Genomic DNA, 25924 nt, shown 5'->3' with positions numbered 1-25924 from the left:
CCGGAGCGCCGCAACATGGACATCTCCCGCTTCTTCATCGACCGGCCGCGCTTCGCGACCGTGCTGTCGATCTTCATTTTCCTGGCCGGCCTGCTGGCCATCTTCCAGCTGCCGATCTCCGAGTACCCCGAGGTCGCTCCTCCCCAGGTGGTGGTGCGCGCCCAGTTCCCCGGCGCCAACCCGCGCGTGATCTCCGAGACCGTGGCCACGCCGCTGGAGGAGCAGATCAACGGCCTGGAAGGCATGCTCTATTACGAGAGCCAGGCCACGGCCGACGGGGTCATGTCCCTGACCGTCACCTTCCAGATCGGCACCAGCCCCGAGGCCGCCGAGACCGCGGTGCAGAACCGCATCAACCGCGCGCTGCCGCGCCTGCCCGAGGTGGTGCGCCAGATCGGCGTGACGACCGAGAAGCAGTCGCCCAACCTGACCATGGTGGTGCACATGGTCAGTCCCGACAACAGCCGCGACGCGCTCTACCTGCGCAACTACGCCAATCTGCAGGTGCGCGACGACCTGCTGCGCATCAAGGGCATGGGCTCGGTGCAGCTGTTCGGCGGCGGCGACTACGCGATGCGCATCTGGGTCGACCCGCAGAAGCTGGCCGGCCGCGGCATGACGGCCAGCGACGTGGTGGCCGCGGTGCGTGAGCAGAACGCCCAGGTGGCGGCCGGCGTCGTCGGCTCCTCGCCCACCACCAAGGGCACCGAGTTCCAGCTGGCCATCAACACCCAGGGCCGGCTGCTCAACGAGGAGGAGTTCGCCAACATCATCATCCGCAGCGATCCCGCCACCGGAGCCCTGGTGCGCGTCCGCGACATCGGCCGCGTCGAGATGAGCGCCAATTCCTATGCGCTGCGCAGCCTGCTGAACAACAAGGAGGCCGCCGCGATCGGCATCTTCCAGGCACCGGGCTCCAACGCGCTGGCCATCTCCGACGCGGTGCGCGAGGTGATGGCCAAGGCCAAGACCAGCTTCCCCGAGGGCGTGGACTATGACATCGTCTACGACCCGACGCGCTTCGTGCAGACCTCGATCACCAAGGTGGTCCAGACCCTGATCGAGGCCGTGCTGCTGGTGGTGCTGGTCGTCATCATCTTCCTGCAGACCTGGCGCGCCTCCATCATCCCGCTGCTGGCCGTGCCGATCTCCATCGTCGGCACCTTCGCGGTGCTGCTGCTGCTGGGCTTCTCGATCAACACCCTGACCCTGTTCGGCCTGGTGCTGGCGATCGGTATCGTGGTCGACGACGCCATCGTGGTGGTGGAAAACGTCGAGCGCAATCTGGAGGACGGACTGACGCCGCACGAGGCCACGGTCAAGGCCATGCAGGAGGTCAGCGGCCCCATCATCGCGATCGCGCTGGTGCTGTGCGCGGTGTTCGTGCCGCTCACCTTCGTGCCGGGCCTGTCGGGCCAGTTCTACAAGCAGTTTGCCGCCACGATCGCGATCTCCACCGTGATCTCGGCCTTCAACTCGCTGACCCTGTCGCCGGCCCTTTCCGCCCTGCTGCTGCGCCCGCATGATGCGCCCAAGGACGGCGTGATGAAGGTGATGGACAAGCTGTTCGGCCGCTTCTTCCACTGGTTCAACTGCTTCTTCCAGCGCCGCAGCGAGGCCTACGGCCGCGGCGTCACCGGCATCCTGCGGCGCAAGTCGCTGGCGCTGATCGTCTATGCCCTGCTGATAGCCGCGACCATGCTGCTGTTCAGCCGCATCCCCAGCGGCTTCGTGCCGGCGCCCGACAAGCAGTATCTGATCGGCATCGCCCAGTTGCCGGCCGGCGCCACCTTGGACCGCACCGAGGCCGTGATACGCCGCATGAGCGACATCGCGCTGAAGGTGCCGGGCATCGTCGACTCGATCGCCTTCCCGGGCCTGTCGATCGCCGGCTTCTCGGCCGCGCCCAACGAGGGCATCGTGTTCTTCGGCCTGGACGCCTTCGAGAAGCGCAAGAGCCGCGATCTCTCCAAGGATGCCATCCTTGGCAAGGTCAACGGCGCGATCCAGGAGATCCAGGGCGCGCGCATGTTCGTGGTGCCGCCGCCCGCGGTGGACGGCCTCGGCAATGCCGGCGGCTTCAAGGTGCAGGTGCAGGATCGCAGCAGCCAGGGCGAGCAGGCCCTGTACGGCGCGGTCTGGGGCACGCTGGGGCCGATCTACGGCAACCCCAAGAGCAGCATCGGCACGCCCTATTCCACCTACGACATCAACGTGCCCCAGCTCTTTGCCAACGTGGACCGCACCAAGGCCAAGCAGATGGGCGTGGCCCTGGGCGACATCTACGACACCCTGCAGATCAATCTGGGCTCGCTCTATGTCAACGACTTCACCCGCTTCGGCAAGACCTACCAGGTGATCGTGCAGGCCGACGCGCCCTTCCGCGCCCAGTCCGACAACATCACCGACCTGAAGACCCGCAACGGCCGCGGCGAGATGGTGCCGCTGGGCGCGCTGATGGACGTCAATCCCACCTTCGGCCCGACGCGCGTGACGCGCTACAACGGCTTCCCCTCGGCCGACATCAATGGCGCGCCCAAGCCCGGCTTCTCCAGCGGCCAGGCCGAGGGCGAGATCGAGCAGCTGCTGAAGGGTCTGCCGCGCGGCACCAGCTACGAGTGGACCGAGCTCAGCTACCAGGACCGGCTGACGCGCGACGTCACCCTGCCGGGTCTGGGCATCAAGATTCCCACGCTGGGCGCCGTGCTGCTGCTCTCGGTGCTGCTGGTGGTGCTGGTGCTGGCCGCGCAGTACGAGAGCTGGAGCCTGCCGCTGGCCATCATCCTGATCGTGCCGATGTGCATACTCTCGGCCCTGTTCGGCGTCTGGCTCTCGCATTTCCCGCCCTTCGGGCAGACCGGCGATCTCAATATCTTCACCCAGGTGGCCCTGGTCGTGCTCGTCGGCCTGGCCTGCAAGAACGCGATCCTGATCGTCGAGTTCGCCAAGGAGCTGGAAGAGCGCGGCAAGCCGATGATCGAGGCCGTGATCGAGGCCTGCAGGCTGCGCCTGCGCCCCATTCTGATGACCTCGATCGCCTTCTGCGCCGGCGTGATCCCGCTGATCCTGGGCAGCGGCGCCGGCAGCGAGATGCGCCGTGCGATGGGCATCGCGGTGTTCTCCGGCATGGTGGGCGTCACCTCCTTCGGCATCTTCCTGACGCCGGTGTTCTATAGCCTGCTGCGCAAGAGCACCGAGAAGCAGCGCGCCCATGCGGCCGAGCTCCGGCGCGAGGTCGACGCCGCGGCCCACCCCTTCCATCCCGGCATCGACGATGCCAACCCCGCTTCCAGCAAGGAGGGCGCATGATGCGTACCGTCCTCAGTCTTCTGAGCCTGGCCGCGCTGACCGCCTGCGCGACGGCCCCCGAACCGAAGCGCTTCGAGCCCGCGCTGACGGCCGACTTTGCCAACAAGCCGGCCGAGGTTCCCCCCGGCAGCGAGCCGGTGGCCCAGTTCTGGCGCGGCTTCCAGGATGCCCAGCTGGACGCGCTGATCGAGCGCGCGCTGAAGGCCAACACCGATCTGCGCATCGCCGCGGCCAATCTGCAGGAGGCGCGCGCACTGGGCCGCTTCGCCGACGCGCAGCGACTGCCCAGCATCGACCTCTCGGCCGGCGCCGCGCGCATCCGCGCGCAGAACGACCAGGGCCGGCCGCAGACCCGCAGCGCCTACTCGGCCGGCTTCGACGTGGCCTGGGAGGCCGATCTCTTCGGCCGTCTCTCCGGCGAGCAGCGCGCGGCCGCGGCCGGCGTGCTGGCCGGCGAGGCCGGGCTGCGCGCGGCCCAGCTGAGCCTGTCGGCCGAGGTGGCGCGCAACTACTTCGAGCTGCGCGGCCTGCAGGAGCAGCTGCGCGTGGCGCGCGCCTCGCTGGAGACGCAGGAGGCCGCGCTGAAGCTGGTGCTGGGCCGCCAGGAGGCCGGCCGCGGCACCGCGTTCGACAGCGAACGCGCCCGCGCGCTGGTGCAGTCGACCGCGGCCGGCGTGCCGGCGCTGGAAGCGGCGCTGCTGCGCAGCCGCTACCGCCTGGCCGTGTTGAGCGGCGCCACACCGACCGCGCTGGACCAGGAGCTGGCGGAAGTCCGGCCGCTGCCCGGGCTGAAGTCCGTGGCGCTGGGCGGCATCGGCACGCCGCAGGATCTGCTGCGCCGCCGGCCCGACGTGCAGGCCGCCGAGGCCCAGGCCGCGGCCGCCGCCGCGCGCGCCGGCGTGGCGCGCAGCGACCTGTTCCCGCGCATCACCTTGGGCGGTACCCTGGGCCAGAACGCGTCGCGCCTGGGCAATCTGGGCGATGGCGCCTCCTATGCCTACAACCTGGGCGCCCAGCTGGTCTGGAACCTGCTGGACTTCGGCCGCATCAGGGCCCAGATCGCCGCCGCCGACGCGCGCAGCGAGGTCGCGATGCTGGGCTACGAGCGCACCGTGCTGGCCGCGCTGGAGGAAACCGAGGGCGCGCTGGCCGGCTATACGCGCAGCCAGCAGCAGGCGCAATACCTGTTCGACGCGGCGCGCTCGGCCGAGAAGGCCGCCCTGATCGCGCGCGAACGCTTCGGCGTCGGCGTCAGCGATTTCCTGGCGGTGCTGGACGCCGAGCGCGAGTTGCTGTCGGCGCGCGACCGCCTGGCGCAGTCGCAGACCGCGGCGGCCACCTCATTGGTGGGCGTCTACAAGGCGCTGGCCGGCGGCTGGGGTGGAACCTGAGCCCAGGTCCCAGAACAGCCCCGCCATGATCTTGAGCCCCTGCTCCAGCGTGTAGACCGGCAGATGCTCGTCCGGCGCATGCTGGCTGCAGGTGGGCACCGAATGGGGCACCCAGATCGTCGGCAGCTTCAGCACCTCGGCGAAGCAGTCGTTGGGCAGGGAGCCGCCCAGATTGGGCAGCAGCACCGGCGCCGCACCGGTGCTCTCGCGCAGCGAGGCCTGGGCCCAGCGCACCCAGGGGCTGTCGGGGTCAAGTCTTGTCGCCGCCATGATCTCGGCGCCGGCCTGGCGCAGCCGCACCCGCTCGAAGCCATGGGCGTCCAGATGCGCGCGCAAGCCCGGCAGAAAGCTCGCCGGGTCACGGCCGACAACAAAGCGGATCTGCATGTTTGCCACGGCCCGCGGCGGGATCGCATTGACCGGCTTGTCCGGATTGCCGCATCTGAAGGCCAGCACCTCGATGCTGTTCCAGCCGAACACGCGCTCGGCCGGCGTCAGGCCCGGTTCGCCCCAGTCGAGGTCGATCGCCGGCCCGCCCGGCTCGCCCGGCTGCACCTCCGCCAGCGCCGCGCGCACCGCCTCGGGGACGGGCGGCGGGCGCAGCGCCTCGACCCGGATCACGCCCTGCGCGTCGACGATGCTGTGGATGGCCGCGGCCAGCAGCACGCCGGGATTGGCCAGCAGCCCGCCCCAGTTGCCCGAATGGTGGGCGCCCTCGCGCAGTTCGAGCTCGAGGTCGAAATTCAGCACGCCGCGCGAACCGAGGAACAGGGTCGGCTGCTGCTGGGACAGGCGCGGCCCGTCGGAGGCGATGAAGACATCGGCCTCGAGCCGGTCCCGGCGCCGCTCGCACTGCGCCTTCAGCCCCGGCGAGCCGACCTCCTCGCCCATCTCGATGAGGAACTTGGCGTTGAATCCCAGCTTGCCATCGCGCGCCGCCAGCACCTGGGCCAGGGCCTGCAGATTGAGGCTGTGCTGGCCCTTGTTGTCGGCCACGCCGCGGCCGTACCAGCGTCCGTCCTTGGCCTCCAGCGCCCAGGGCGAGGCGGACTTCTTCCACTTGCTCTCGTCGCCCAGCACCACGTCGCCATGGCCGTAGCTGAGCATCGTGGGCAGCGCCGGGTCCTCGATGCGCTCGGCGAACAGCATCGGCGGCGCCCCGTCGACCGGGTTGTCCCAGAGCTCGCAGGCAAAGCCCATTGCCCGCAGCTCCGGGATCAGCTCCTCGTCGAGATAGCGCCGCAGCTCGGGCGCACGCTCGCGGTTCTGGCTCTCGGTGGGGATGGCCACGCGGCGCGCCAGGCTGCGCTGCAGGGCTTCGATGTCGGTGCTGGCTAGCAGTTGGTCGCGGTTCATGCCAAGCATGCTAGCGATAATCGCGCCATGATTCGACTCATTGTCGGCCTGGGAAACCCGGGCCCAGAATACGAGGACACGCGCCACAACGCCGGCTTCTGGTGGGTGCAGGCGCTGGCCCGCCGCCTGGGCGGCACGCTGCAGGTGGACCGCAACTACCACGGTCTGGTCGCGCGCATCAACGGCGCCCCCGGGGCCGCCGGTCCGATCTGGCTGCTGCAGCCGATGACCTATATGAACCTCAGCGGCAAGTCGGTCGCCGCGCTGGCGCGCTTCTTCAAGATCGCGCCCGAGGAGATCCTCGCGGTGCATGACGAGCTGGACATCGCGCCCGGCGAGATGAAGTTCAAGCAGGGCGGCGGCAACGGCGGCCACAACGGCCTGAAGGACATGCAGGCCCAGTTGGGCTCGGCCAACTTCTGGCGCCTGCGCTTGGGCATAGGCCATCCGGGGGTCAAGTCCGAGGTGGCGGCCTATGTGCTGCGCAAGCCGCCCGGCCCGGAGCGCCAGGCGGTGGAGGACTGCATCGCCAAGTCGCTGGACGCGGTCGATCTGATGTTGAAGGGCGAGATGGAGCGGGCCATGATGAAGATTCATGCCAAGCCGCCACGGCCCAAGCCTCCCAAGCCCGCGGTGAAACCTGCCGATCTGCCGGAACCACCCCAGTCATGAACCGCGCCGCGCCGCTCGCCTGCTGCCTGATGACCATCTCCCTGATGGCCGGCGGCGCGGCGGCGCAGACCGAGAGGCGCGGCACCCAGATCTGGCGATGCGGGCCTGAGGGCCGCGATCTGCGCGACGCACCCTGTCCCGGCCCTGCACAAGCCGGCAAGCTCGACTACGACGCGCCCAGCGCGGCGCAGCAGCAGGAGGCCGGCTCCATCGCCAAACGCGACGCCAGGCTCGCCCGGCAGCTGGAGCAGGAGCGCCACCGGCACGAACAGCAGCAGCAGGCCGGCGCCATCGGCATCCACGGCCGCGGCCAGCCGCCCGCCCAGGCCGCCAGCGCCCCCTCGGCCCACCAGCCGCTGACGAGCAAGAAGCCCAGGACCAAAAAGCCGAAGCCACCCAGGACCAATGTCTCGCCGGGCTCCGGCTAGAATCCGCCGCTGTTGGTGCTCGTGCAGGTTTTCCGACCTGCGCAGTTAAACGGGAATCAGAAGGGCGCGCCTCGCCGAGGCAAACCTAACCTGAGCTGTCCCCGCAACGGTAAGCGGACAAGGCTTTCTTCATCGAAGGCTTTCGGCCTCTGCATAACAGTCCACTGGTGCCCCGCGCACTGGGAAGGACGCAGCAGGCCTGCTCCGCCAGCCCGGATACCGGCCAACAGGTGATGCGCTTCGGCCTTGACGGGCTTGGCGCATCGTTTCACAGGGGCCTGCGGGGAAGCTGGCGTCCTGGTTGTCTGCTATCCGGTCCACCTTCTGATGAGCTCCTCCGTATCGCGTCGCCGCGTCCTGCTGCGCGCCTCCCCCATGGCCCTGGCGCTTGCCGCCGTCCTGCCCGCCCTGGCGGTCGAACCCGGCAAGAACAACAAGCTCGACGACGTCGTCGTCACCGCCACGCGCACGCCGATCAAGCAGGCCGATGTGCTGGCCGACATGACCGTGCTGAACCGCGAGGACATCGAGCGCCAGGCCTTCGGCTCGCTGGCCGATCTGCTGCGCCGCCAGGTGGGCTTCGAGATGATCCGCAACGGTGGCGCCGGCGCCAACACCAGCATGTTCGTGCGCGGCGCCGACACGCGCCACACGGCCGTGCTGATCGACGGCGTGCGCGTCGACTCGCAGGCCAGCAGCGGCGCCTCCTGGAACGCGATCCCGCTGGCCCAGGTCGAGCGCGTCGAGATCGTGCGCGGCCCGGCCAGCGCACTCTACGGTTCCGACGCGATCGGCGGCGTGGTGCAGATCTTCACCCGCAGGGGCGAGGGCAAGACCCTGGTCGACTTCGGCCTCGGCGGCGGCACGCGCGGCCTGGCCAAGGCCGACGCCAGCGTCAGCGGCCGCCACGGCATCGTCGACTACGCGCTCGGCGTTGCCGGCGAAAGCAGCAACGGCTTCAATGCCCGCCCGGCCAAGGCCACCGCCACCTTCACGCCCGACGACGACGGCTATGTCAGCCGCAACGCCAGCCTGCGCCTGGGCGCCCAGCTGAACCGGGAGCACCGGCTCGAGCTGAACGCGCTGAGCAGCCATGTCGACTCCGAGTACGACCCCACCCTCACCTCGAAGACCGACGACCACACGCTGTCGGACACCCGCACCGCGCGCCTGGCCTGGACCGCGCAATGGAGCCCGGCCCTGCGCAGCGAGCTGAGCGTCGGCGAGTCGATGGAGCGCTACCAGACCAGGCCCAGCCCCTACCTGACCGAGACCAAGGTGCGCAGCTACGGGCTCAACGCCGGCTGGAACCTGGGCCGGGCCGGCACCCTGCAGGGCCTGCTGGAGCGCCGCGAGGACAAGCTGGAGAACAGCGGCCTGACCGAGAGCCCCACGCCCGGCCAGGGCAAGCGCCACCAGGACGCGATCGGCGCCGGCTGGCTGTGGAGCGCCGGTGCGCTGTCGCTGCAGCTGCACGGCCGCCACGACCGCGACAGCGAGTTCGGCGGCGCCAGCACCGGCTCCCTGGCCGGCGGCTACCGGCTCGGCACGGCCTGGCGCATCCAGGCCTCGGTCGGCACCTCCTTCCGCGCGCCCTCGCTGTTCCAGCGCTTCACCGAGTACGGCAAGCAGGACCTGGACCCCGAGAAGGGCCGCAACACCGAGCTGGGCCTGCACTACGCCAGCGGCCGCAACGAGTTCGGTATCACCGCCTACCGCAATGTGGTGCGCGACCTGATCATCTTCGGTGCGCCCGGCCCCTGCGCTAGCGAGTTCGGCTGCTACGACAACGTCAGCGAGGGCCGGCTGCAGGGCCTGAGCCTGCGCGGCGCCACCGAGCTGATGACGCTGCGCCTGTCCGGTTCGCTGGACCTGCAGGCCCCGAAGGACATCGGCGAGGGCTCGGCCAACTACGGCAAGCTGCTGCCGCGCCGCGCCAGGACCCACGGCGTGCTGCGTGCCGAGACCGATGTGGGCGCCTGGACCCTGGGCGGCCAGCTGCTGGCCAGCAGCAAGCGCATCGACAACGCCAGCACCGGCTACAAGCTGGGCGGCTATGCGACGCTGGACCTCGACGCGCAGTACGCGCTGTCGCGCCAGGTCAATGTGCAGTTCAAGGTCGACAACGTCTTCGACCGCCAGTACCAGACCGCCCGCGGCTACGCGATCGCGCCGCGCCAGGTCTTCGTCGGCCTGCGCGTCACGCCGAGCCTCTGAGCCATGGCGGCCGGCCAGCACCACCTGATCGTCGGCGGCCAGCGCAGCGGCAAGTCGCGCCAGGCCGAGCGCCTGGCGCTGGCCTGGCAGCGCGCCGATCCGGCGCATGAGGTGGCGGTCGTCGCCACGGCCCTGGCCTTCGACGCGGAGATGCGCGCGCGCATCGCGCGGCATCGGGAGGATCGGCCGGCGGGCTTCGCCACCGTCGAGGCGCCGCTGGCCCTGACGGCCGCGCTGCGCGCGGCGGCCGAGCCGCGGCGCCTGCTGCTGGTGGACTGCCTGACCCTGTGGCTGACCAACTGGTTAATGCCAATGGAAGGGCCGATGGAAGGTACGCCCGACCTGGCCGGCTGGCAGGCCGAGCGCCAGGCCCTGCTGGATGCGCTGCCGGCCCTGCCCTCACCGGTCGTCTTCGTCTCCAACGAGGTCGGCTGGGGCGTCAGCCCGATGTCGCGCGAGGCGCGCTTCTATGTCGACGAGCTGGGCCGGCTGAACCAGGCCGTGGCACGGCGCTGTCAAGACCTGACCCTGATGGTGGCCGGACAGGCCTGGACCCGCGCGGTGGAGAACCGAGAAGAACCATGAACCTCATCCGAGCTCTTGCCGTGCTGGCGGGCCTGCTGGCTGCGGCCGCCCAAGCCACGCCCATTGCGCTGAAGGACGACCGCGGCGCCAGCATCACGCTGCCCGATGCACCCCGGCGCATCGTCAGCCTGCTGCCATCGCTGACCGAGACCGTCTGCGAGCTGGGCGACTGCGCCAAGCTGGTCGGCGTCGACCGCTTCTCCGACTTCCCGGCCAGCGTGCGCGCCCTGCCCAAGCTGGGCGGGCTGGACGACACCGGCATCGAGGCCCTGGTGGCGCTGAAGCCCGACGTGGTGCTGCTGGGCGTCTCGGCCCGAGTGATCGACCGGCTGGAAGCGCTGGGCATCAAGGTGGTCGCGCTGGAGCCCAGGAGCATGGCCGATGTGCAGCGCGTGCTCGGCAAGGTGGCCCAGGTGCTGGGCAGGCCCGACGACGCGCGCCGCCTCTGGAACCGCATCGACGGCGCGATTTCGCTGAGCGCCCAGCAGCTGCCGCCCGCCGCACGCGAGCTCAGCGTCTACTACGAGGTCGACGCCGCGCCCTATGCCGCCGGCCGCAGCAGCTTCATCGGCGAGATCCTGGCGCGCCTGGGCGCGAGGAACATCGTGCCGGCCGAGCTGGGCCCGTTCCCCAAGCTGAACCCCGAGTTCGTCGTGCGCGCCGATCCGCAGCTGATCATGGTGGGCCAGCGCAGCGCCCATGGCCTGCGAGAGCGCCCAGGCTGGGCCGGCATCCGCGCGGTGAAGGACAGGAAGATCTGCGTCTGGGTGCCGGGCGAATCCGACGTGCTGGTCCGTCCCGGGCCCCGGATGGCCGAGGCCGCCGCACTGATGGCGCGCTGCCTGCGCCAGGCCGCCGCCGGCCCGGTGCCCTGGCCGACCACGCCCTTCAACGCGCCCGCCGGCGGAATGCGCTGAAAAAATGATGTTGACCACCGCTACGCGCCGCGCGCGCCCCTCGAGGGGCAAGCCCCTAGGCCCGGCAAAGCCGGAGCCTAGGGCTCCGCTCGACTTGGGCTGCCACTTCTTCCATCGGTGGGCGGGCGCATGAGTTCCCGGCACAAACTCTGGCTGGTCCTGCTGCTCGCCGGCAGCGCCGCCCTGCTGGCCCTGGGCCTGGCTATCGGCAGCACCGGCTGGAGCCCCTGGCTGGGCGCGGCGAGCGACCCCGCGATGTCCATGATCCTGTGGGACATCCGCGCGCCGCGCTCGCTGGGCGCCTGGGCTGCCGGTGCGCTCCTGGCCTTGGCCGGCGCGGTGGCCCAGGGCCTGTTCCGCAACCCGCTGGCCGACCCCTATCTGCTGGGCTGCTCGGCCGGCGCCTCGCTGGGCGTGGCCGTGCTGCTCTTCATGGTGGGTTTCTCGCCGGCGGCCACCGCGCTGGCCTTGCGCGTGGGCATGACCGGCGCGGCCTTCGCCGGCGCGGTCGGCGCGGTGCTGCTGACCCTGCTGCTGGCGCGCGGCGTCGAGCAGACCCTGCGCCTGCTGCTGGCCGGCGTGGTGGTCGGCGTCGTGCTGGGCTCGGGCTCGGCCCTCTTGACCCTGATGAACCCGGACATCATGCGCGCGATGCAGGCCTTCATGCTGGGCAGCACCGGCTATGTGGGCTGGAGCGCGGTGCAGATCATGGCCGCGGCCCTCGTGCTGTGCCTGCTGGTGGCCCTGGGTTGCAGCCGCACCCTGGACGCGCTGAGCCTGGGCGAGGCCACCGCGCGCTCGCTGGGCGTGCGCCTGCCGCTGGTGCGCCTGCTCCTGATCGGCGCGCTGGCGCTCGCCACCGGCGCGGCGGTCGCCCAATGCGGGCTGGTGGCCTTCGTCGGCCTGGTGGCGCCGCATCTGGTGCGCAGCTGGGGCGCGATCACGCACCGCGGCCTGCTGCTGCTGGCGCCTCTCGCCGGCGGCATGCTGCTGCTGGCGGCCGACATCGGCGCGCGCTGGGTGATCGCGCCGCAGGAGCTGCCGGTGGGCATCATCACCGCGCTGCTGGGCGGCAGCTATCTGCTGTGGCTGATGCATCGCCGCGGCGCGCGCGGGGGCGCACGATGAGCGCAGCGCCCTTGCTGGAACTGCGCCTGAGCGGGCTGAGCCTCGGCGGCACGCCCATCCTGCATCGGCTGGAACTCGCGCCGCCGCCGCGCGCCTGGACCGCCGTGGTCGGCCCCAATGGCGCCGGCAAGTCCACGATGCTGCGCGCGCTCTCGGGCCTGCTGCCCTTCGAGGGCGAGCTGCTGCTGGACGGCCGCCCCTGGGCCCAATGGCCGGCGCGCGAGCGCGCCCGCCGGCTGGCCTGGCTGGGCCAGAACGAGGCCAGCGCCGACGAGCTGAGCGCGCTGGACGTCGTGATGCTGGGCCGGCTGCCGCACCAGGCCTGGCTGGCGCCGGCCAGCCAGGCCGACCGCGAGGCGGTGGAGCGCGCGATGCGCCAGACCCAGAGCTGGGACTGGCGCGCGCGTCCGCTGGGCCAGCTATCCGGCGGCGAGCGCCAGCGCGTGCTGCTGGCGCGCGCGTTGGCGGTGGGATCAAAGCTGCTGCTGATGGACGAGCCGCTGGCCCATCTGGACCCGCCGCACCAGAGCGACTGGGTGCGCATCGTGCGCGAACGCATCGCCGCCGAGGACGGCACGGTCATCTCGGTGCTGCACGAGCTGAACATCGCGCTGCAGGCCGATCTGCTGGTCGTGATGGACGCCGGCCGCATCGTGCACCAGGGTGCGCCGCACGAGGCCGCCACGCATGCAGCCCTGCAGCAGGTTTTCCAACACCGTTTGCTGATCACCCAGCTGAATGAGCGATGGGTCGCATTGAACGCATGAACACCACCAACTGCCCCGCCTTGATGATCAGCGCCCCGGCCTCCGGATCGGGCAAGACCAGCGTCACCGCCGCGATCGCGCGCCATGCGCGCAATGCAGGCAAGAGGGTGCGCGTCTTCAAGACCGGCCCCGACTATCTGGACCCGATGGTGCTGGAGCGCGCCAGCGGCCACCCGGTCTACCAGCTGGACCTGTTCATGGGCGGCCTCGCGCATTGCCAAAGCCTGCTGGCCGCGGCGGCCAAAGAGGCCGACCTGATCCTGGTCGAGGGTGTGATGGGCCTGTTCGACGGCAAGCCCAGCAGCGCCGATCTGGCCGCGGCCTTCGGCCTGCCGGTGCTGGCCGTGATCGACGCCGGCGGCATGGCCCAGACCTTTGCCGCCCTGGCGCTTGGGCTGCAGGCCTTCCGCCGCGACGAGGTCCGCCTGTGCGGCGTGGTGGCCAACCGCGTCGGCAGTGCCGCCCATGGCCGCATGGTGGCCGAGGGTCTGCCCGGCGATCTGCCCCTGGTCGCGGCCCTGCAGCGCCGGCAAGACCTGGCCCTGCCCGAGCGGCATCTGGGCCTGGTCCAGGCCCTAGAGTTGCCGGAGCTGGACGCTCAGCTGGACGGCTGGGCGGCGGCCTGGGGAGAAGCGTCCGCGGGCTTCGAGTTCCAGCCGGTGCGCTTCGACTTCGAGCCCGAGCCGGCCCCGCCGCCGCTGCTGCAGGGCAAACGCATCGCGGTGGCCCGGGACGCGGCGTTTTCCTTCATCTACCCCGCCAATCTGGACTGCCTGCGCGCGCTGGGCGCCGAGGTTCTGAGCTTCGCGCCGATCGAGGGTCAGGCCATGCCCGACTGCGACGCGCTGTGGCTGCCAGGCGGCTACCCGGAGCTGCATGCGCCGGCGCTGCGCGCCAATCCGCGCTTCTTCGCCGACCTGGCCGCCCATCTCGAAGCCGGCAAACCGCTGCTGGCCGAATGCGGCGGCATGCTGGCCTTGGCCGAGAGCCTGAGCGATGGCGAGGACAAGGAGCATGCGATGGCCGGCCTGTTGCCCGGGCGCGCGCGGCTGCAAAAGCGCCTGGCCGGGCTGGGCCTGCAGGCCATCGACTGGCCCGAACTTGGAGATCGGGGCAGCTTGCGCGGCCACACTTTTCACTACTCCAGCTTCGACACGCCGCTGGAACCGATCGCCCGGGCCAGCAATCCCAATGGGGGCAAGGCGGCGGAGGCGCTGTACCAGCAAGGCTCGCTGCGCGCCAGCTACCTCCACCATTACTTCCCCTCCAACCCGCAGGCCGTCGCTGCGTTCTTCCTGTCCTCCTCCACACCATGATGCTCGAACAAGGTTTTGCCCAGATCGCCCAGGCCCTGCTGTGGCCCGTGCTCGTGCTCGTGGCCTGCGGCTTCATCTACGCCCTGTGGGTGGCCGGTGCCACCTTGATGGAGGCGGCGCAGCGCTGGCGCTCGCCCGGCTACCGGGCCCTGTGGCGCCATGCCGACAAGCCGATGGAGGAAGTGGAGCTGCAGGTCGTGCGCCAGCTGGAGCCGCTGCGCCTGCTGGGCCGGGTCAGCCCGCTCCTGGGCCTGATCGCGACCATGGTGCCGCTGGGCCCGGCGCTGCAGAGCGTGGCCGCCGGCCAGGGCCAGCAGGCGCTGGCCGTGTTCAGCGGCGCCTTTGCCGGCGTGGTGCTGGCGCTGGCGGCCGCGGCCATCGGCCTGGTGGCCTATTCGGTGCGCCGCCGCTGGCTGATGGCCGAGCTGGTCGGCATCCGCGCTTCGCGGGGCCTGGCATGAAGCACCTCTCCATCCTCGGCGAAGAGGACGACGATCCGATGCTGTCGGCCGTCAACCTGGTCGACGTGTTCCTGGTGCTGGTGGTTGCGCTGCTGACCGCGGTGGCGCTGCAGCAGCAAGCGGCCGCAGATGAGAACGTCACCATCATCAGGAAGCCCGGCGAGCCGGACATGGAGATCGTCGTGCGCGAGAACGGGCGCGAGATCCGCTACAAGGGCAACGGCGGCAGCAGCGAGGGTCAGGGCGTGCGCGCCGGCGTGGCCTACAAGCTGAAGGACGGCAACATCATCTACGTGCCCGAGGGCGGCAAGCCGTGATGAGAAGCGCCTGCGTGGCCCTGCTCCTGAGCCTGCTGCTGGCTCCCGCCTGGGCCGGCCGGCTGCTGTGGATCACGCTGGACGTGACTCCCGCGGCGCGCAGCGGCCTGGTCGAGCGCGAGGCGGCGGCCGCCGGTTTCGCGTTCAAGGCCCTGGACTATCCGCTGCGCGGCACGGCGCTGGATGCCGCGCAGACGCGCGAACTGGAGCAGGCGCTGGGCCAGGCCCAGATGGTCTGGATCGACGCGCCGCACGCCAGTGTCGAAACCAAGCTGCGGGCCATGCTGCACGAGCCCTTGAAGAAGTTGCAGCCGCAGATCGGCGTGCTATGGATCACGGCCGGCGAGCCCGCGGCCGGCGACCGCTCGCTGCGCGCCTATCTGCAGGCCGGCGGCGCGGCCAACACGCGCGCGGCCTTCGCGCTGCTGCAGGCCCAGCTAGCGCAACAGCCGGCGCCCGATCTGCCGGCGCCGGTGCTGCTGCCGCAGCGCGGCCTCTATCTGCCGGGCGCGCCGGGCCTGTTCGCGAGCGCCACAGACCTGGCACGCTGGGCCGAGGCAAAAGGCGACCGGCGACCCGCCGTGGCCCTGCTGCTGCACCGCTACCACTTCGTGCAGGGCGCCACCGCCTGGATCGACGACTGGCTGCACCGTTTCGACAAGCAGGGCCTCTTGGCCTACGCGGTGTTCAGCTCGCACCTTGCCGGCGATTCGCTGGCGCCGCTGATGGAAAAAATGCCGGGCGGCAAGCTGCATGCGTCGGTGATCGTCAACCATGCGCTGCTGCCCCAGGCCGGCGGCCTGCAGCCGCTGTTCGATCGCTGGGGCGCGCCGCTGCTGCAGACCCTGCCCTATCGTGCCGGCGGCACGGCCGACTGGGAGGCCAGCGAGACCGGCCTCTTGATGAGCGACCTGCCCTTCTACTTCGCCCAGCCCGAGGGCGCCGGCGCAATCGACCCGCTGATGGTCGTGGCCCATGCGAACAAGGGAAGGGAGCCGCAGCTGATCGCCCGCCAGGCCGAGGCCGTGATCGCCAAGGCCCGGCGCCTGATCGCGCTGCAGACCAAGCCCGCCGCCGACAAGCGCCTGGTGGCCTTCGTCTACAACTACCCGCCGGGCGGCGACCATTTCGGCGCCAGCTTCCTGAACGTGCCGCGCAGCCTGGAGCGCGTCTCCAACGGCCTGCGTGAGGCCGGCTACGGCGTGCAGCCGCTGCTTGAGCCCGAGTGGATCGCGCGGCTGAAGCCGCTGATCGCCGCCTACTACCAAAAGAACGACCCCGGCGCCGATCTGCAGGCCCTGCTGGCCCGCGACCAGGCCGCCGCGCTGCCGCTGGACGATTACCAGGCCTGGTTCAGGAAAAACCTGCCGCCGGCGCTGCAGCAGCGCATCAACGCGCAATGGGGCGAGCCGGCCAACAGCCGCTATCTCGTGACTCACGAGGGCCGCCAGGTCTTCGTGATCCCGCGCCTGCAGCGCGGGGCCTTGAGCGTGCTGCCGCAGCCGCCGCGCGAGGAGACGCTGAGACGGGGCCAGGATCCCTTCATGCACAAGAGCAAGACGCCGATCTCGCACCACTATCTGGCGACCTATCTGTGGGCGCAGCGCCAGGCCGATGCGCTGATCCATTTCGGCACCCATGGCACGCAGGAGTGGGCGCCCGGCAAGCTGCGCGCGCTGGATGTCAACGACGAGGCCCTGCTGCCGCTGGGCGATGTACCGGTGATCTACCCCTATATCGTCGACAACCTCGGCGAGGGCCTGACCGCCAAGCGCCGCGGCCGCGCGCTGATGGTCAGCCACCGCACGCCCAGCTTCGCGCCGGCCGGCTTCAACGCCCGCATGGCCCATATGCACGAGCTGATGCACGAATGGGAGACGGTGGATGCCGGCCCGACCCGCCAGGCGCTGGAACGCCGGATGGTGGCGCAATTCGTCGAGCATCAGCTGCACCGCGACCTGGGCTGGACGGCCTCCGCAATAGCCGCCGATTTCAGCGGCTTTCTGGAGCTGCTGCATCCCTGGCTCGACCGGCTGGCGCAAAGCTCCCAGCCCAAGGGCCTGGCGGTATTCGGCCAGGTTCCGGACGAGAACGCCCGGCACACGACGATCCTGCAGATGCTGCGCCAGCCGCTGATCGAGGCGCTGGGCGAGGACATCGACGAGGCCTTCCTGATCAACCACGAGGGCGTCGCGAGCTCGCGGCCGGCGCGCTGGCTGAATGTCGCGCTGCAGGATGCGCAGGCCGCCAGCACCCTGGACCTGAGGCCCTCACCGTGCCCCCAGGTGACTGCTTCGCAGCCCCCGCCCCCCGAGGGGGTGCAAAAAGCTTGGGGCGGCCCTGCGCTTTCTTGCGAGCCCGAAGGCCATGTGCCGAACCGCGCCGCGCGCAAGCCGATCGACAGCGCCGCGCTGCTGCAGCTGGCCGAGCGCGCGCAGGAGCTGGAGCGGCGCCTGGCCACCGAGGGCGAGATGCCGGGCCTGCTGGCCGCGCTGCAAGGTCGATTCCTGAGCGCGGCCTATGGCGGCGACCCGCTGCGCAATCCCGACAGCCTGCCGACCGGCCGCAACCTGACCGGCCTGGACCCCAGCCGTCTGCCGACCAAGCAGGCCTACGAGGTAGCCAAGGCGCTGTTCGCGCAGTGGTACGAGGCGCAGCTCAAGGCCGGCAGGCCGCCGCAGCGTCTGGCGCTGTCGCTGTGGGCCGGCGAGACCCTGCGGCACCAGGGCCTGATGGAATCGCAGGCGCTGGCCGCTTTAGGCGTGCAACCGATCTGGGACGACAGCGGTCGGCCCACCGGCGTCAGGCTGCTGCCGCTCGCGGAGCTGAAGGGGAGACCCAGAGTCGACGTGCTGCTGAGCATCACCGGCTCCTATCGCGACCAGTTCCCGGCGCTGATGAGTCTGCTGGACCAGGCCGTCGCCGCGGCGGCCGCGGCCGAGCCCGGCAATGTGGTCGCGCGCAACACGGCCAGCGTGGCCGCCGAACTGCGCCGCCAGGGCCTGAGCAAGACCGAGGCGCAGGCCCTGGCGCAAGCGCGCGTGTTCGGCAACACCACCGGCGACTACGGCACCGGCATCTCGGAGGCCGCCCAGGACAATGGGCTGAAGGCCGACGACTCCCGGCTGGGCCAGCTGTTCCTGCAGCGCATGAGCCAGCCATTCGTCAACGGCGAGCCGCTGCGCCTGAGCCGGCCGGCCGCGCAGGCCGTGTTTGCCCAAGCCCTGGGCGCGCATCTGAAGCAGACCGACGCGGCCCTGATGTCGCGCAGCTCGCATCTGTACGCCATGCTGAGTTCGGACGACCCTTTTCAGTACCTCGGCGGCCTGTCCGCCGCGGCTAAGGCGGCCGGTCGGAAAGAGGGTTTACGCCTGCATGTCAGCCAGCTGCAGGACGCCAACGAGCTGCACACCGAGAGCGCGGCCAGCAGCCTGGCGATGGAGATGCAGTCGCGCTATCTGCACCCCGGCTGGCTGAAGGCCCAGCAGGGCGAGGGGTGGGCCGGCACCCTGCAGGTCTTGAAGGCCGTGCAATACACCTGGGGCTGGCAGGCGATCGCGCCCGACACCGTGCGGCCCGACCATTGGCAGAGCCTTTACGACACCCTGGTGCGCGACAAGCAGCGCTTAAGCCTGCCCGAGTGGCTGAAGCAGAACAAGCAGGCCTATGCGCAGGCGCTGGAGCGCATGGTCCAGGCCCAGCGCCTGGGCTACTGGAAGCCCGATGCCGCGACGCGCGAACAGCTGGCCGCCACCTACCAGGCCCTGAGCCGCGAGGCCGGGCTGCATCAGGAGCTGGCCGCGGTGCGGCAATGGGCGGCCGACCAGTTGCACCGCCCCGTCGCGCAGCCCGTCCCCCGGATCGCACCGGCCGCGGTGGCACCGGCGCCGCCCAGCCAGCACGGCCTGCTGCTCGAACAACAGCAGCAGCAAGACCCGCCCCCGCCCGAGCCCCAGCTCCAGAACCAGCTATCGCAGGCCCTGGCCTGGGTCGCGATGGCCTTGTTGATGAGCCTGGGGGCGGCCTGGCAGGCACGCCGATCGACCTCCTCCCCTCACCCAGCAGCATGAAAAAAACAGCAATCGCCCTGGCCATCCTGGCGCCAGCGGTCCATGCCCAGCAGGCCGCCCAGCAACTCGACAGCGTCCAGGTCCACGGCCGCGCCGCTTTAGGCGCCGCCGACAGCGCCTCCGAGGGCGAAATCAAGGCCGAGCGCCTGGCGCAGCGCCCGCTCTTGCGCCCGGCCGAGCTGCTGGAAGCGATGCCCGGCATGATCGTGACCCAGCACAGCGGCGACGGCAAGGCCAACCAGTACTTCCTGCGCGGCTTCAATCTGGATCACGGCAGCGACTTCGCGACCAGCGTGATGGGCATGCCGGTCAATATGGCCAGCCATGCCCATGGCCAGGGCTATATGGACCTGAACTTCCTGATCCCGGAGCTGGTGTCCAGCCTGCAGTACCGCAAGGGCAGCTACGCGGCCGAGGATGGCGACTTCGTGACCACCGGCTCGGCCCGCATCGCCTACCAGCGCCGGCTCGACGCGCCCTTCGTCGAGGCCACCATCGGCCCGGACGCCTACCGCCGCGGCCTGGCCGCCGGCAGCACGCAGCTGGGCGACAGCGGCTGGCAGCTGCTGGGCGCGCTGGAAGGCAGCCGCTACGACGGTCCCTGGGATCAGCCCGAGGGCCTGCGGCGCGGCAACGGCATCGTGCGCCTCTCGAAGGGCGATGCCGACAATGGCATCGCGATCAGCGCCCTGAGCTATAGCGCGCGCTGGCGCGCCAGCGAGCATGTGCCCGAGCGCGCCATCGAGAGCGGCGAGATCGGACGCTACGGCAGCCTGCTGAAGAACGACGGCGGCGTGACACACCGCCACAGCCTCTCGGTCGAATGGGCGCGCAGCGAGGGGCAGGATCAGGACTGGCGCGCCAGCGCCTATGTGATCGACTATGCGCTGAGCCTGTTCTCCGGCCCCTCGGGCTTCATCAGCGGGCCCGAGGGCGACCAGCATGAGCAGGCCGACCACCGCCGCATCTATGGCGGCCAGCTGCGCCACGGCTTCACCTTTCCCCTGGCCGGCACCGAGGCCAGCTGGGGCCTGCAGTGGCGGCAGGACCGGATCTCCGAGCTCGGGCTTTACGACACGGTGGAGCGCCAGCGCACCCACACCGTGCGCGCCGACAAGGTGGCGCAGAACGCCGTGGGCCTGTTCGCCGAGGCGCGCAGCCAGCTGAACTCCTGGCTGCGCGGCAGCGCCGGCCTGCGCTGGGACCGGCTTTCGACCCGCAACAGCGCCCTGGCCGGCGAATTCAATCTCGCCAACGGCGGCCGTGCCAAGCAAAACCGCTGGAGCCCGAAGCTGGGTCTGGTGGCGCGCGTGGCGGCCGACGCCGAGCTCTATGCCCAATGGGGCCGCGGCTTCCGCTCCAACGATGTGCGCGGCGCCACCAGCGCGACCAACCCGAACGACGGCAGTGCGCAGGACCTGCTGCCGCTGCTGGCCCGCACCCAGAGCCATGAGCTGGGCCTGCGCATCCGGCCCGCCAAGGGCTGGAACAGCAGCCTGGTGCTGTGGCAGGCCAGGCTCGATTCGGAGCTGGTCTTCGTCGGCGACGAGGGCGTGACCGAGGCGCGCGGCGCCTCCAGGCGTATCGGCCTGGAATGGTCGAACGACTTCGCACCGACCCACTGGCTCTTGATCGATGCCGACCTGGCCTGGTCGCGCGCGCGCTTCGTGCGTGCCGAGAATGGCGGCCGCCATGTGCCCAATGCGATCCCGCTGAACGCCTCGCTGTCGGCCTCGGTGACCCCGGCCGGCCCCTGGTTCGGCGGGCTGAAGCTGCGTTATCTGGGCTCCTACGCGCTGGAGGAAACCGGCACCGAGAAGTCGGCTACCAACTGGACAGCCAATCTGAAGCTGGGCTACCGCCTCGGCCCCAGGACGCAGCTGAGCCTCGATGTCCTGAACCTGTTCGACCGCCGCGCCAACGACATCGAATACTGGGGCGGCGCCTGCACCAGGGTCGAAGGCCCTGGCTGCGGCCCGACCGGCGAAGGTCTGGACGGCCGACTGGTGCATCCGATGGAACCGCGTACCCTGAGGGTCTCGCTGCGCAGCAGCTTCTGAGGACAGCCATGGACGCCCAGCATCGCTTCGACGACATCGAGCGCGACGCGGTCTACCGCGTGATCGCGCTGCGCCGCGACACCCGGCATTTCATGCCGGGCCAGGTCCTGCCCGAGGACCAGCTGCAGCGCCTGCTGCAGGCCATGCACCAGGCGCCCTCGGTCGGGCTGATGCAGCCCTGGCGGGTGCTGCGCATCCGCGACCTAGCGCTGCGCGCGCAGATCGTTACCGTGGTGGAGGCCGAGCGCCAGGCCACGGCCGCGGCGCTGGGCGAGCGCAGTGACGAATTCCTGCGCCTGAAGGTCGAGGGCCTGCGCGAATGCGCCGAGCTGCTGGCCGTCGTGCAGCCGCCCGACGATGGCACCCTCTTCGGCCGGCGCAGCATGCCGCGCGAGATGGCGCTGTGCTCGGTCGGCGGCGCGGTGCAGAACCTCTGGCTGGCCGCGCGCGCCGAGAACCTGGGGCTGGGCTGGGTCTCGATGTTCGAGCCGCGCCAGCTGGCCGCGCTCTTGCGCCTGCCCGAGGGCGCGCAGCCGCTGGGCCTGCTGTGCCTGGGGCCGGTCGAGCGTTTCTACGAGAGGCCGATGCTGGAGCAGGAGGGCTGGCGCTACGGCCGGCCGCTGAACGAGCTGCTGATGGAAAACTTCTGGAACGAATGATGCCCACCCCCTACGCGCTGCGCGCGCCCCCTCGAGGGGGCGATGCCGACGGACCGGCGAAGCCGGATCCGCGGCATCCGCTGGATATGCCTGGCTCAACGGCGCCCGTTAGCGCCAACAAGGAATCTGTATGGAAATCGAGAAGCCCCCGGTCGACCGCGAACGCATCATCCCGACCGCCGAACGCCGTGGCCTGGTCCTCGTGCACACCGGCAACGGCAAGGGTAAGAGCACGGCCGCCTTTGGCCTGGCGCTGCGCGCCCATGGCCGCGGCAAGACGGTCAAGATCTACCAGTTCATGAAGGTGCCCAGCGCCCGCTTCGGCGAGCACCGCGTGTTCGAGCAGCTGGGTGTTCCCATCGTTGGCCTGGGCGACGGCTTCTCGTGGAAGAGCAAGGACCTGGAGCATTCGGCCGAACTGGCCCGCCATGGCTGGGCCCAGGCCGAAGCGACGATCCGCGCCGGCGAGACCTTTCTGGTCGTGCTCGACGAGATCATGTATCCGCTGCGCTATGGCTGGGTCGCGCTGGAGCCGGTGCTGCAAGCCCTGCGCGAGCGGCCTGCGCATGTGCATGTGGTGCTGACCGGCCGCGGCGCGCCTCAGGAGCTGATCGACCTGGCCGACACCGTGACCGAGATGGCGATGGTCAAGCATCACTTCAAGGCCGGCGTGCCGGCCCAGCGAGGCATCGAAGATTGATGGCCCACCCCCTGCGCGCTGCGCGCGCCCCCTCAAGGGGGCGCGCCCGACGGACCGGTGGAGCCGGATCCGTGGGCTCCGCTTGGTCAAGACTCGTTCATCCGCGAAACACGGCCACATGATGCCCTTGCTGCTGCCCCTGGCCATGCTGGTCGCGCTCTGGGTGGACCGCCGGTTCGGCGAGCCGCCGAGCTGGGCCCATCCGGTCGTCGGCATCGGCCGCTATCTGAAAGGCTTCGGCGCCCGCCTGGCCGCGCTGGCCCCGGCTCCGGCCTTCGTCGGCGGCGCCATGGCCTGGCTGCTGGGTGCGGCGCTGATCGCGGCGCTGGCGCTGGGGTTGGAAATCGCGCTGATCCAGGGCCTGCAACCCTGGACCTCCTGGTCCGCCCTGCTGGGCTGCGCGCTGCTGCTGGGCCTGCTGCTGAAGCCGCTGCTGGCCTGGGCCATGCTGGTCGATGAGGTGCTGGCGGTGGAGCGCGCGCTCGGCGAATCGCTGGAGGCCGGGCGTGCGCAGCTGGCGCGCCTGGTCAGCCGCGACACCGGCGGCTTGGACGCGACCGCGGTGCGCGAGGCCGCGATCGAAACCCTGGCCGAGAATCTCAACGACTCGGTCGTCGCGCCGCTGTTCTGGTTCGCGATCGCCGGCCTGCCGGGCGCCGCGGTCTACCGTTTCGCCAACACCGCCGACGCGATGTGGGGCTATCGCGATCAGCGCCCGTATTCCAATGAATGGTCGGGCAAATGGGCGGCCCGGGCCGACGATGTCCTGTCCTGGATCCCGGCACGCCTCACCGCGATGGCCCTGATGGGCCTGCGCCCTGCGCTGATGCTGCGCCTGGCCACCGAGGCAGCGCGCACGCCCTCGCCCAACAGCGGCTGGCCGATGGCGGCGATGGCGCTGCGCCTGGATCTGCGCCTGGGCAAGCCGGGCGTCTACAGCCTCAACGAGGCCGGCGCCGCGCCGCAAGGCACCGATCTGCACCGGGCGGCCCGCCTGGCCCGGCGCGCGATGCTGGGATCGACCCTGCTGCTGGCCTTCATCGCGCCGAGCCTGAGACTGCCCTGATGACCGACAACATCCATGGCGGCAGCGACAGCGGCCCGGCCCCGCTGCACGATTTCTCGACCAACGCGAATCCGCTGCCGCCGCCGGCCTCGCTGACCGAGGCGCTGCGGCAGGCCGACCGGCGCCGTTATCCGGACCCGCAGTACCTGGCGCTGCGCGAGCATCTGGCCGGCGCCCATGGCGTCGCGGCCGGCCGGATCCTGCCGACCGCCGGCGGCGCCGAGGCGATCCGGCGGCTGAGCCTGGCGGCGCTGCTGCAGGGCCTGCGCGAGGTCTGGGTACCGGCGCCCGGCTTCGGCGACTATGCGGCGGCGGCCCGGGCGCTGGGGCTGTCCGTGCGCCCCTATGCGGATGCCGCCCGGCTGTTGCAAGCCGAGACCCGCGATGCGCTGGTCTGGATCTGCGAGCCCTGCAATCCGACCGGTGCCAGCCTCGCCGGCGGCGAGATCGCGGCCATCGCCGCGCGTGCCGCGCTGACCGTGCTGGACCGCGCCTACGAGCCGCTGCGCCTGGTCGGCTCGGCGCCGGACATCCCGCCGAACTGCTGGCAGCTGCATTGCCCCAACAAGGCCCTGGGCCATACCGGCGTGCGCGCGGCCTATCTGGTCGCGCCGGACGAAGACCCGCTGAACGAGCGCCTGCGGCAGCTGGCCGCCAGCTGGGTGCTGTCGGCCGAGGGCCAGGTCTTGCTGATGCAGCTGCACCGGCCCGAGATCCAGGCCTGGCTGGCGGACTCGCGCGCCCGGCTGCGGCTGTGGACCGCGCGGCAGCGCGAGATGCTGGCGACCCTGGGCTGGCAGCAGCGCGACAGCAGCACGCCGTTCTGGCTGGCGCGTCCGCCGGCGCCCCTGGCCGAGCTGCGCACCCATGGCATCAAGCTGCGCGACGCCGCCTCCTTCGGCCTGCCCGGCTGGGTGCGCATCGCCACCCTGCCGCCACAATCGCAGCTGGCATTGAAGAAGGTGATCATGCAATGACGGCCAAGGCTGTGATGGTTTTGGGCACGACCAGTGGCGCCGGCAAGAGCTGGCTGGCCACCGCGCTGTGCCGCTGGTACGCCCGCCAGGGACTCAAGGTCGCGCCCTACAAGGCGCAGAACATGAGCAATAACGCGCGCGTGGTCCCCGGCCTGGAGGGAAGGATGGGCGAGATCGGCAGCGCCCAGTATTTCCAGGCCCTGGCCGCGCGCCGCATGCCCGAGGTGCGGATGAATCCGGTGCTCCTGAAGCCCGAGGCCGATACCCGCAGCCAGGTCGTGCTGATGGGCGAGGTCAGCGCCGAGCTCGGCGCGATGCCCTGGCGCGGCCGCAGCGAGCTGATCTGGCCCACCGCACGAGCGGCCCTGCACGAGTTGCTGGCCGAGAACGATGTCGTCGTGATCGAGGGTGCCGGCTCGCCGGCCGAGATCAATCTGCATGCCAGCGACTACGTCAATATGCGCACCGCGCTGGAGGCGCGGGCCGCCTGCCTGCTGGTCACCGACATCGACCGCGGCGGCGCCTTCGCCCACCTCTACGGCACCCACCAGTTGCTGCCCGCGCATGAGCGCGCGCTGATCAAGGGCTTTGTGCTGAACCGCTTCCGCGGCGATGCCGCGCTGCTGGCGCCGGGGCCCGAGCAGTTGCAGGCGCTGACCGGCGTGCCGACCGTCGCAGTGCTGCCGATGTGGCGCGGCCATGGCCTGCCGGAGGAGGACGGCCTTTATGACGACCCCTCGCCTGCGGGTACGCAGGCGGCCCCCCGAGGGGGCCAAGCCGTTCTTGGGAGCGGCCCGGCGAACGGCTTGCGCAACGGCAGCGGGCTGAGGATCGCCGTCGTCGCCTATCCGCGCCTGTCGAATCTGGACGAGTTCCAGCCCCTGAGAAGCCTGCCCGGCGTGCGCCTCGTCTGGGCCCGCACGCCGGCCGAGCTGGACGGCGCCGACTGGATCATCCTGCCCGGCTCGAAGGCCGTGGCCGCCGATCTGGCCTGGCTGCGCGCGCAGCAGCTCGATGCGGCGGTCGCCCGCCACGCGGCGGCAGGCAAACCGGTGCTGGGCATCTGCGGCGGCCTGCAGATGCTGGGCGAGGCCCTGCTGGACCCCTATGGCCTGGACGGCAACGCGCCGGGCCTGGGCCTGCTGCCGCTGGTGACGCAGTTCGAGCGCGAGAAGCTGCTGCGCCCGGCCGAGCTGCGCTTCGAGACCGGCCTCGACGGCTGCTGGCAGGCGCTGGCCGGCGTCCAGGCCCGGGGCTACGAGATCCACCATGGCCGTACCGCCCAGCACCCGTCGCTGGCGCCGGCCCGCGTGGCCGTCCGCAGCGACACCGGCGAGGCCATCGGCTGGCAGCAGGGCTCGGTGCTGGGCTGCTATGCCCATGGCCTGTTCGAGCAGCCGGCCGTGATGCAAGCGCTGTTCGGCCTGAACCTGCCGACCCTGGACAGCGTGTTCGACGGCCTGGCCGACTACATCGACACCCATTTCCAGCCCGGCAGCCTGCCGGGCCTGATCGCCCCATGAGCCCC

20 protein-coding genes and 1 riboswitch are annotated in these 25924 nt (G+C 70.9%); of the genes, 19 read left to right on the top strand and 1 reads right to left on the bottom strand.

Annotated elements, in window-relative coordinates:
- Positions 1 to 15 precede the first annotated feature (15 nt).
- Both AC07OQ_RS04235 and AC07OQ_RS04230 read left to right on the top strand, forming a co-directional pair.
- A complete protein-coding gene (locus AC07OQ_RS04235) occupies positions 16 to 3309 on the top strand; it encodes an efflux RND transporter permease subunit (RefSeq protein ID WP_495051842.1) in 3294 nt (1097 codons plus the stop codon).
- Positions 3306 to 4700: an efflux transporter outer membrane subunit gene (locus AC07OQ_RS04230; RefSeq protein WP_495051841.1), complete on the top strand. Its 1395-nt coding sequence runs from the start codon at positions 3306 to 3308 to the stop codon at positions 4698 to 4700. The genes AC07OQ_RS04235 and AC07OQ_RS04230 overlap by 4 nt, the downstream gene beginning before the upstream one ends.
- Here AC07OQ_RS04230 and AC07OQ_RS04225 read toward each other — a convergent pair.
- Complete coding sequence (locus AC07OQ_RS04225) at positions 4650 to 6056, bottom strand: M20 family metallopeptidase (RefSeq protein WP_495051840.1); 1407 nt, start codon at positions 6054 to 6056, stop codon at positions 4650 to 4652. The genes AC07OQ_RS04230 and AC07OQ_RS04225 overlap by 51 nt on opposite strands.
- Before the next feature lie 27 nt (positions 6057 to 6083).
- Here AC07OQ_RS04225 and pth point away from each other — a divergent pair, with 27 nt between their 5' ends.
- The 17 genes from pth to AC07OQ_RS04140 all read left to right on the top strand — a co-directional run bounded on the left by pth (position 6084) and on the right by AC07OQ_RS04140 (position 25919).
- Entirely contained in the window at positions 6084 to 6728 is a 645-nt protein-coding gene (pth, locus tag AC07OQ_RS04220; protein WP_495051839.1) for an aminoacyl-tRNA hydrolase, read from the top strand.
- On the top strand, positions 6725 to 7156 hold the full coding sequence (locus tag AC07OQ_RS04215; RefSeq protein WP_495051838.1) for a hypothetical protein: 432 nt from the start codon (positions 6725 to 6727) through the stop codon (positions 7154 to 7156). Before pth ends, AC07OQ_RS04215 begins: the two co-directional genes overlap by 4 nt.
- A riboswitch (cobalamin riboswitch) is annotated at positions 7153 to 7398 on the top strand. It overlaps the preceding gene by 4 nt.
- 85 nt (positions 7399 to 7483) lie before the next feature.
- The gene (locus tag AC07OQ_RS04210; RefSeq protein WP_495051837.1) at positions 7484 to 9373 is read left to right on the top strand and encodes a TonB-dependent receptor domain-containing protein; all 1890 of its coding nucleotides are present in this window, start codon (positions 7484 to 7486) and stop codon (positions 9371 to 9373) included.
- A 3-nt stretch (positions 9374 to 9376) separates the two neighbouring features.
- Positions 9377 to 9958 (top strand): bifunctional adenosylcobinamide kinase/adenosylcobinamide-phosphate guanylyltransferase, encoded by a 582-nt coding sequence (cobU, locus tag AC07OQ_RS04205; protein ID WP_495051836.1) that lies wholly within the window; start codon positions 9377 to 9379, stop codon positions 9956 to 9958.
- A complete protein-coding gene (locus AC07OQ_RS04200; protein ID WP_495051835.1) occupies positions 9955 to 10875 on the top strand; it encodes an ABC transporter substrate-binding protein in 921 nt (306 codons plus the stop codon). Before cobU ends, AC07OQ_RS04200 begins: the two co-directional genes overlap by 4 nt.
- A 129-nt stretch (positions 10876 to 11004) precedes the next feature.
- Positions 11005 to 12003 carry a FecCD family ABC transporter permease gene (locus AC07OQ_RS04195; protein ID WP_495051834.1) on the top strand — a complete coding sequence of 333 codons (999 nt, stop codon included), beginning with the start codon at positions 11005 to 11007 and terminating at the stop codon, positions 12001 to 12003.
- On the top strand, positions 12000 to 12770 hold the full coding sequence (locus AC07OQ_RS04190; RefSeq protein WP_495051833.1) for an ABC transporter ATP-binding protein: 771 nt from the start codon (positions 12000 to 12002) through the stop codon (positions 12768 to 12770). The genes AC07OQ_RS04195 and AC07OQ_RS04190 overlap by 4 nt, the downstream gene beginning before the upstream one ends.
- Positions 12767 to 14086: a cobyrinic acid a,c-diamide synthase CobB gene (locus tag AC07OQ_RS04185; protein ID WP_495051832.1), complete on the top strand. Its 1320-nt coding sequence runs from the start codon at positions 12767 to 12769 to the stop codon at positions 14084 to 14086. Before AC07OQ_RS04190 ends, AC07OQ_RS04185 begins: the two co-directional genes overlap by 4 nt.
- The gene (locus AC07OQ_RS04180) at positions 14083 to 14547 is read left to right on the top strand and encodes a hypothetical protein (RefSeq protein WP_495051831.1); all 465 of its coding nucleotides are present in this window, start codon (positions 14083 to 14085) and stop codon (positions 14545 to 14547) included. The genes AC07OQ_RS04185 and AC07OQ_RS04180 overlap by 4 nt, the downstream gene beginning before the upstream one ends.
- The gene (locus AC07OQ_RS04175; protein ID WP_495051830.1) at positions 14544 to 14864 is read left to right on the top strand and encodes a DUF2149 domain-containing protein; all 321 of its coding nucleotides are present in this window, start codon (positions 14544 to 14546) and stop codon (positions 14862 to 14864) included. Before AC07OQ_RS04180 ends, AC07OQ_RS04175 begins: the two co-directional genes overlap by 4 nt.
- A gap of 14 nt (positions 14865 to 14878) precedes the next feature.
- On the top strand, positions 14879 to 18934 hold the full coding sequence (gene cobN / locus AC07OQ_RS04170) for a cobaltochelatase subunit CobN (protein ID WP_495051829.1): 4056 nt from the start codon (positions 14879 to 14881) through the stop codon (positions 18932 to 18934).
- Entirely contained in the window at positions 18931 to 20994 is a 2064-nt protein-coding gene (locus AC07OQ_RS04165; RefSeq protein ID WP_495051828.1) for a TonB-dependent receptor, read from the top strand. The genes cobN and AC07OQ_RS04165 overlap by 4 nt, the downstream gene beginning before the upstream one ends.
- An 8-nt stretch (positions 20995 to 21002) precedes the next feature.
- On the top strand, positions 21003 to 21653 hold the full coding sequence (gene bluB, locus AC07OQ_RS04160) for a 5,6-dimethylbenzimidazole synthase (protein WP_495051827.1): 651 nt from the start codon (positions 21003 to 21005) through the stop codon (positions 21651 to 21653).
- Positions 21654 to 21783: 130 nt separating this feature from the next.
- Entirely contained in the window at positions 21784 to 22353 is a 570-nt protein-coding gene (gene cobO, locus AC07OQ_RS04155) for a cob(I)yrinic acid a,c-diamide adenosyltransferase (RefSeq protein ID WP_495051826.1), read from the top strand.
- 118 nt (positions 22354 to 22471) lie between these two features.
- Complete coding sequence (gene cbiB, locus AC07OQ_RS04150) at positions 22472 to 23419, top strand: adenosylcobinamide-phosphate synthase CbiB (protein WP_495051825.1); 948 nt, start codon at positions 22472 to 22474, stop codon at positions 23417 to 23419.
- A complete protein-coding gene (locus AC07OQ_RS04145) occupies positions 23419 to 24396 on the top strand; it encodes an aminotransferase class I/II-fold pyridoxal phosphate-dependent enzyme (protein ID WP_495051824.1) in 978 nt (325 codons plus the stop codon). Before cbiB ends, AC07OQ_RS04145 begins: the two co-directional genes overlap by 1 nt.
- Positions 24393 to 25919 (top strand): cobyric acid synthase, encoded by a 1527-nt coding sequence (locus AC07OQ_RS04140; protein WP_495051823.1) that lies wholly within the window; start codon positions 24393 to 24395, stop codon positions 25917 to 25919. The genes AC07OQ_RS04145 and AC07OQ_RS04140 overlap by 4 nt, the downstream gene beginning before the upstream one ends.
- The last annotated feature ends 5 nt before the right edge of the window (positions 25920 to 25924 follow it).

It is taken from the genome of Roseateles sp. GW821-FHT09B06 (assembly GCF_059418245.1).
Note: the sequence above shows the minus strand (reverse complement) of the source record. Positions and strands in the feature narration are given on the sequence as shown.

Bases quoted from the DNA above. Each gene is read 5' to 3' on its own strand.
- AC07OQ_RS04215 (WP_495051838.1), top strand. From the start codon at position 6,725: ATGAACCGCGCCGCGCCGCTCGCCTGCTGCCTGATGACCATCTCCCTG.
- cobO (WP_495051826.1), top strand. From the start codon at position 21,784: ATGGAAATCGAGAAGCCCCCGGTCGACCGCGAACGCATCATCCCGACC.
- AC07OQ_RS04165 (WP_495051828.1), top strand. From the start codon at position 18,931: ATGAAAAAAACAGCAATCGCCCTGGCCATCCTGGCGCCAGCGGTCCAT.
- AC07OQ_RS04200 (WP_495051835.1), top strand. From the start codon at position 9,955: ATGAACCTCATCCGAGCTCTTGCCGTGCTGGCGGGCCTGCTGGCTGCG.
- AC07OQ_RS04235 (WP_495051842.1), top strand. From the start codon at position 16: ATGGACATCTCCCGCTTCTTCATCGACCGGCCGCGCTTCGCGACCGTG.
- AC07OQ_RS04190 (WP_495051833.1), top strand. From the start codon at position 12,000: ATGAGCGCAGCGCCCTTGCTGGAACTGCGCCTGAGCGGGCTGAGCCTC.
- AC07OQ_RS04180 (WP_495051831.1), top strand. From the start codon at position 14,083: ATGATGCTCGAACAAGGTTTTGCCCAGATCGCCCAGGCCCTGCTGTGG.
- AC07OQ_RS04210 (WP_495051837.1), top strand. From the start codon at position 7,484: ATGAGCTCCTCCGTATCGCGTCGCCGCGTCCTGCTGCGCGCCTCCCCC.
- AC07OQ_RS04175 (WP_495051830.1), top strand. From the start codon at position 14,544: ATGAAGCACCTCTCCATCCTCGGCGAAGAGGACGACGATCCGATGCTG.
- AC07OQ_RS04230 (WP_495051841.1), top strand. From the start codon at position 3,306: ATGATGCGTACCGTCCTCAGTCTTCTGAGCCTGGCCGCGCTGACCGCC.
- AC07OQ_RS04145 (WP_495051824.1), top strand. From the start codon at position 23,419: ATGACCGACAACATCCATGGCGGCAGCGACAGCGGCCCGGCCCCGCTG.
- cobU (WP_495051836.1), top strand. From the start codon at position 9,377: ATGGCGGCCGGCCAGCACCACCTGATCGTCGGCGGCCAGCGCAGCGGC.
- AC07OQ_RS04185 (WP_495051832.1), top strand. From the start codon at position 12,767: ATGAACACCACCAACTGCCCCGCCTTGATGATCAGCGCCCCGGCCTCC.
- pth (WP_495051839.1), top strand. From the start codon at position 6,084: ATGATTCGACTCATTGTCGGCCTGGGAAACCCGGGCCCAGAATACGAG.
- cbiB (WP_495051825.1), top strand. From the start codon at position 22,472: ATGATGCCCTTGCTGCTGCCCCTGGCCATGCTGGTCGCGCTCTGGGTG.
- AC07OQ_RS04195 (WP_495051834.1), top strand. From the start codon at position 11,005: ATGAGTTCCCGGCACAAACTCTGGCTGGTCCTGCTGCTCGCCGGCAGC.
- bluB (WP_495051827.1), top strand. From the start codon at position 21,003: ATGGACGCCCAGCATCGCTTCGACGACATCGAGCGCGACGCGGTCTAC.
- AC07OQ_RS04225 (WP_495051840.1), bottom strand. From the start codon at position 6,056: ATGAACCGCGACCAACTGCTAGCCAGCACCGACATCGAAGCCCTGCAG.
- AC07OQ_RS04140 (WP_495051823.1), top strand. From the start codon at position 24,393: ATGACGGCCAAGGCTGTGATGGTTTTGGGCACGACCAGTGGCGCCGGC.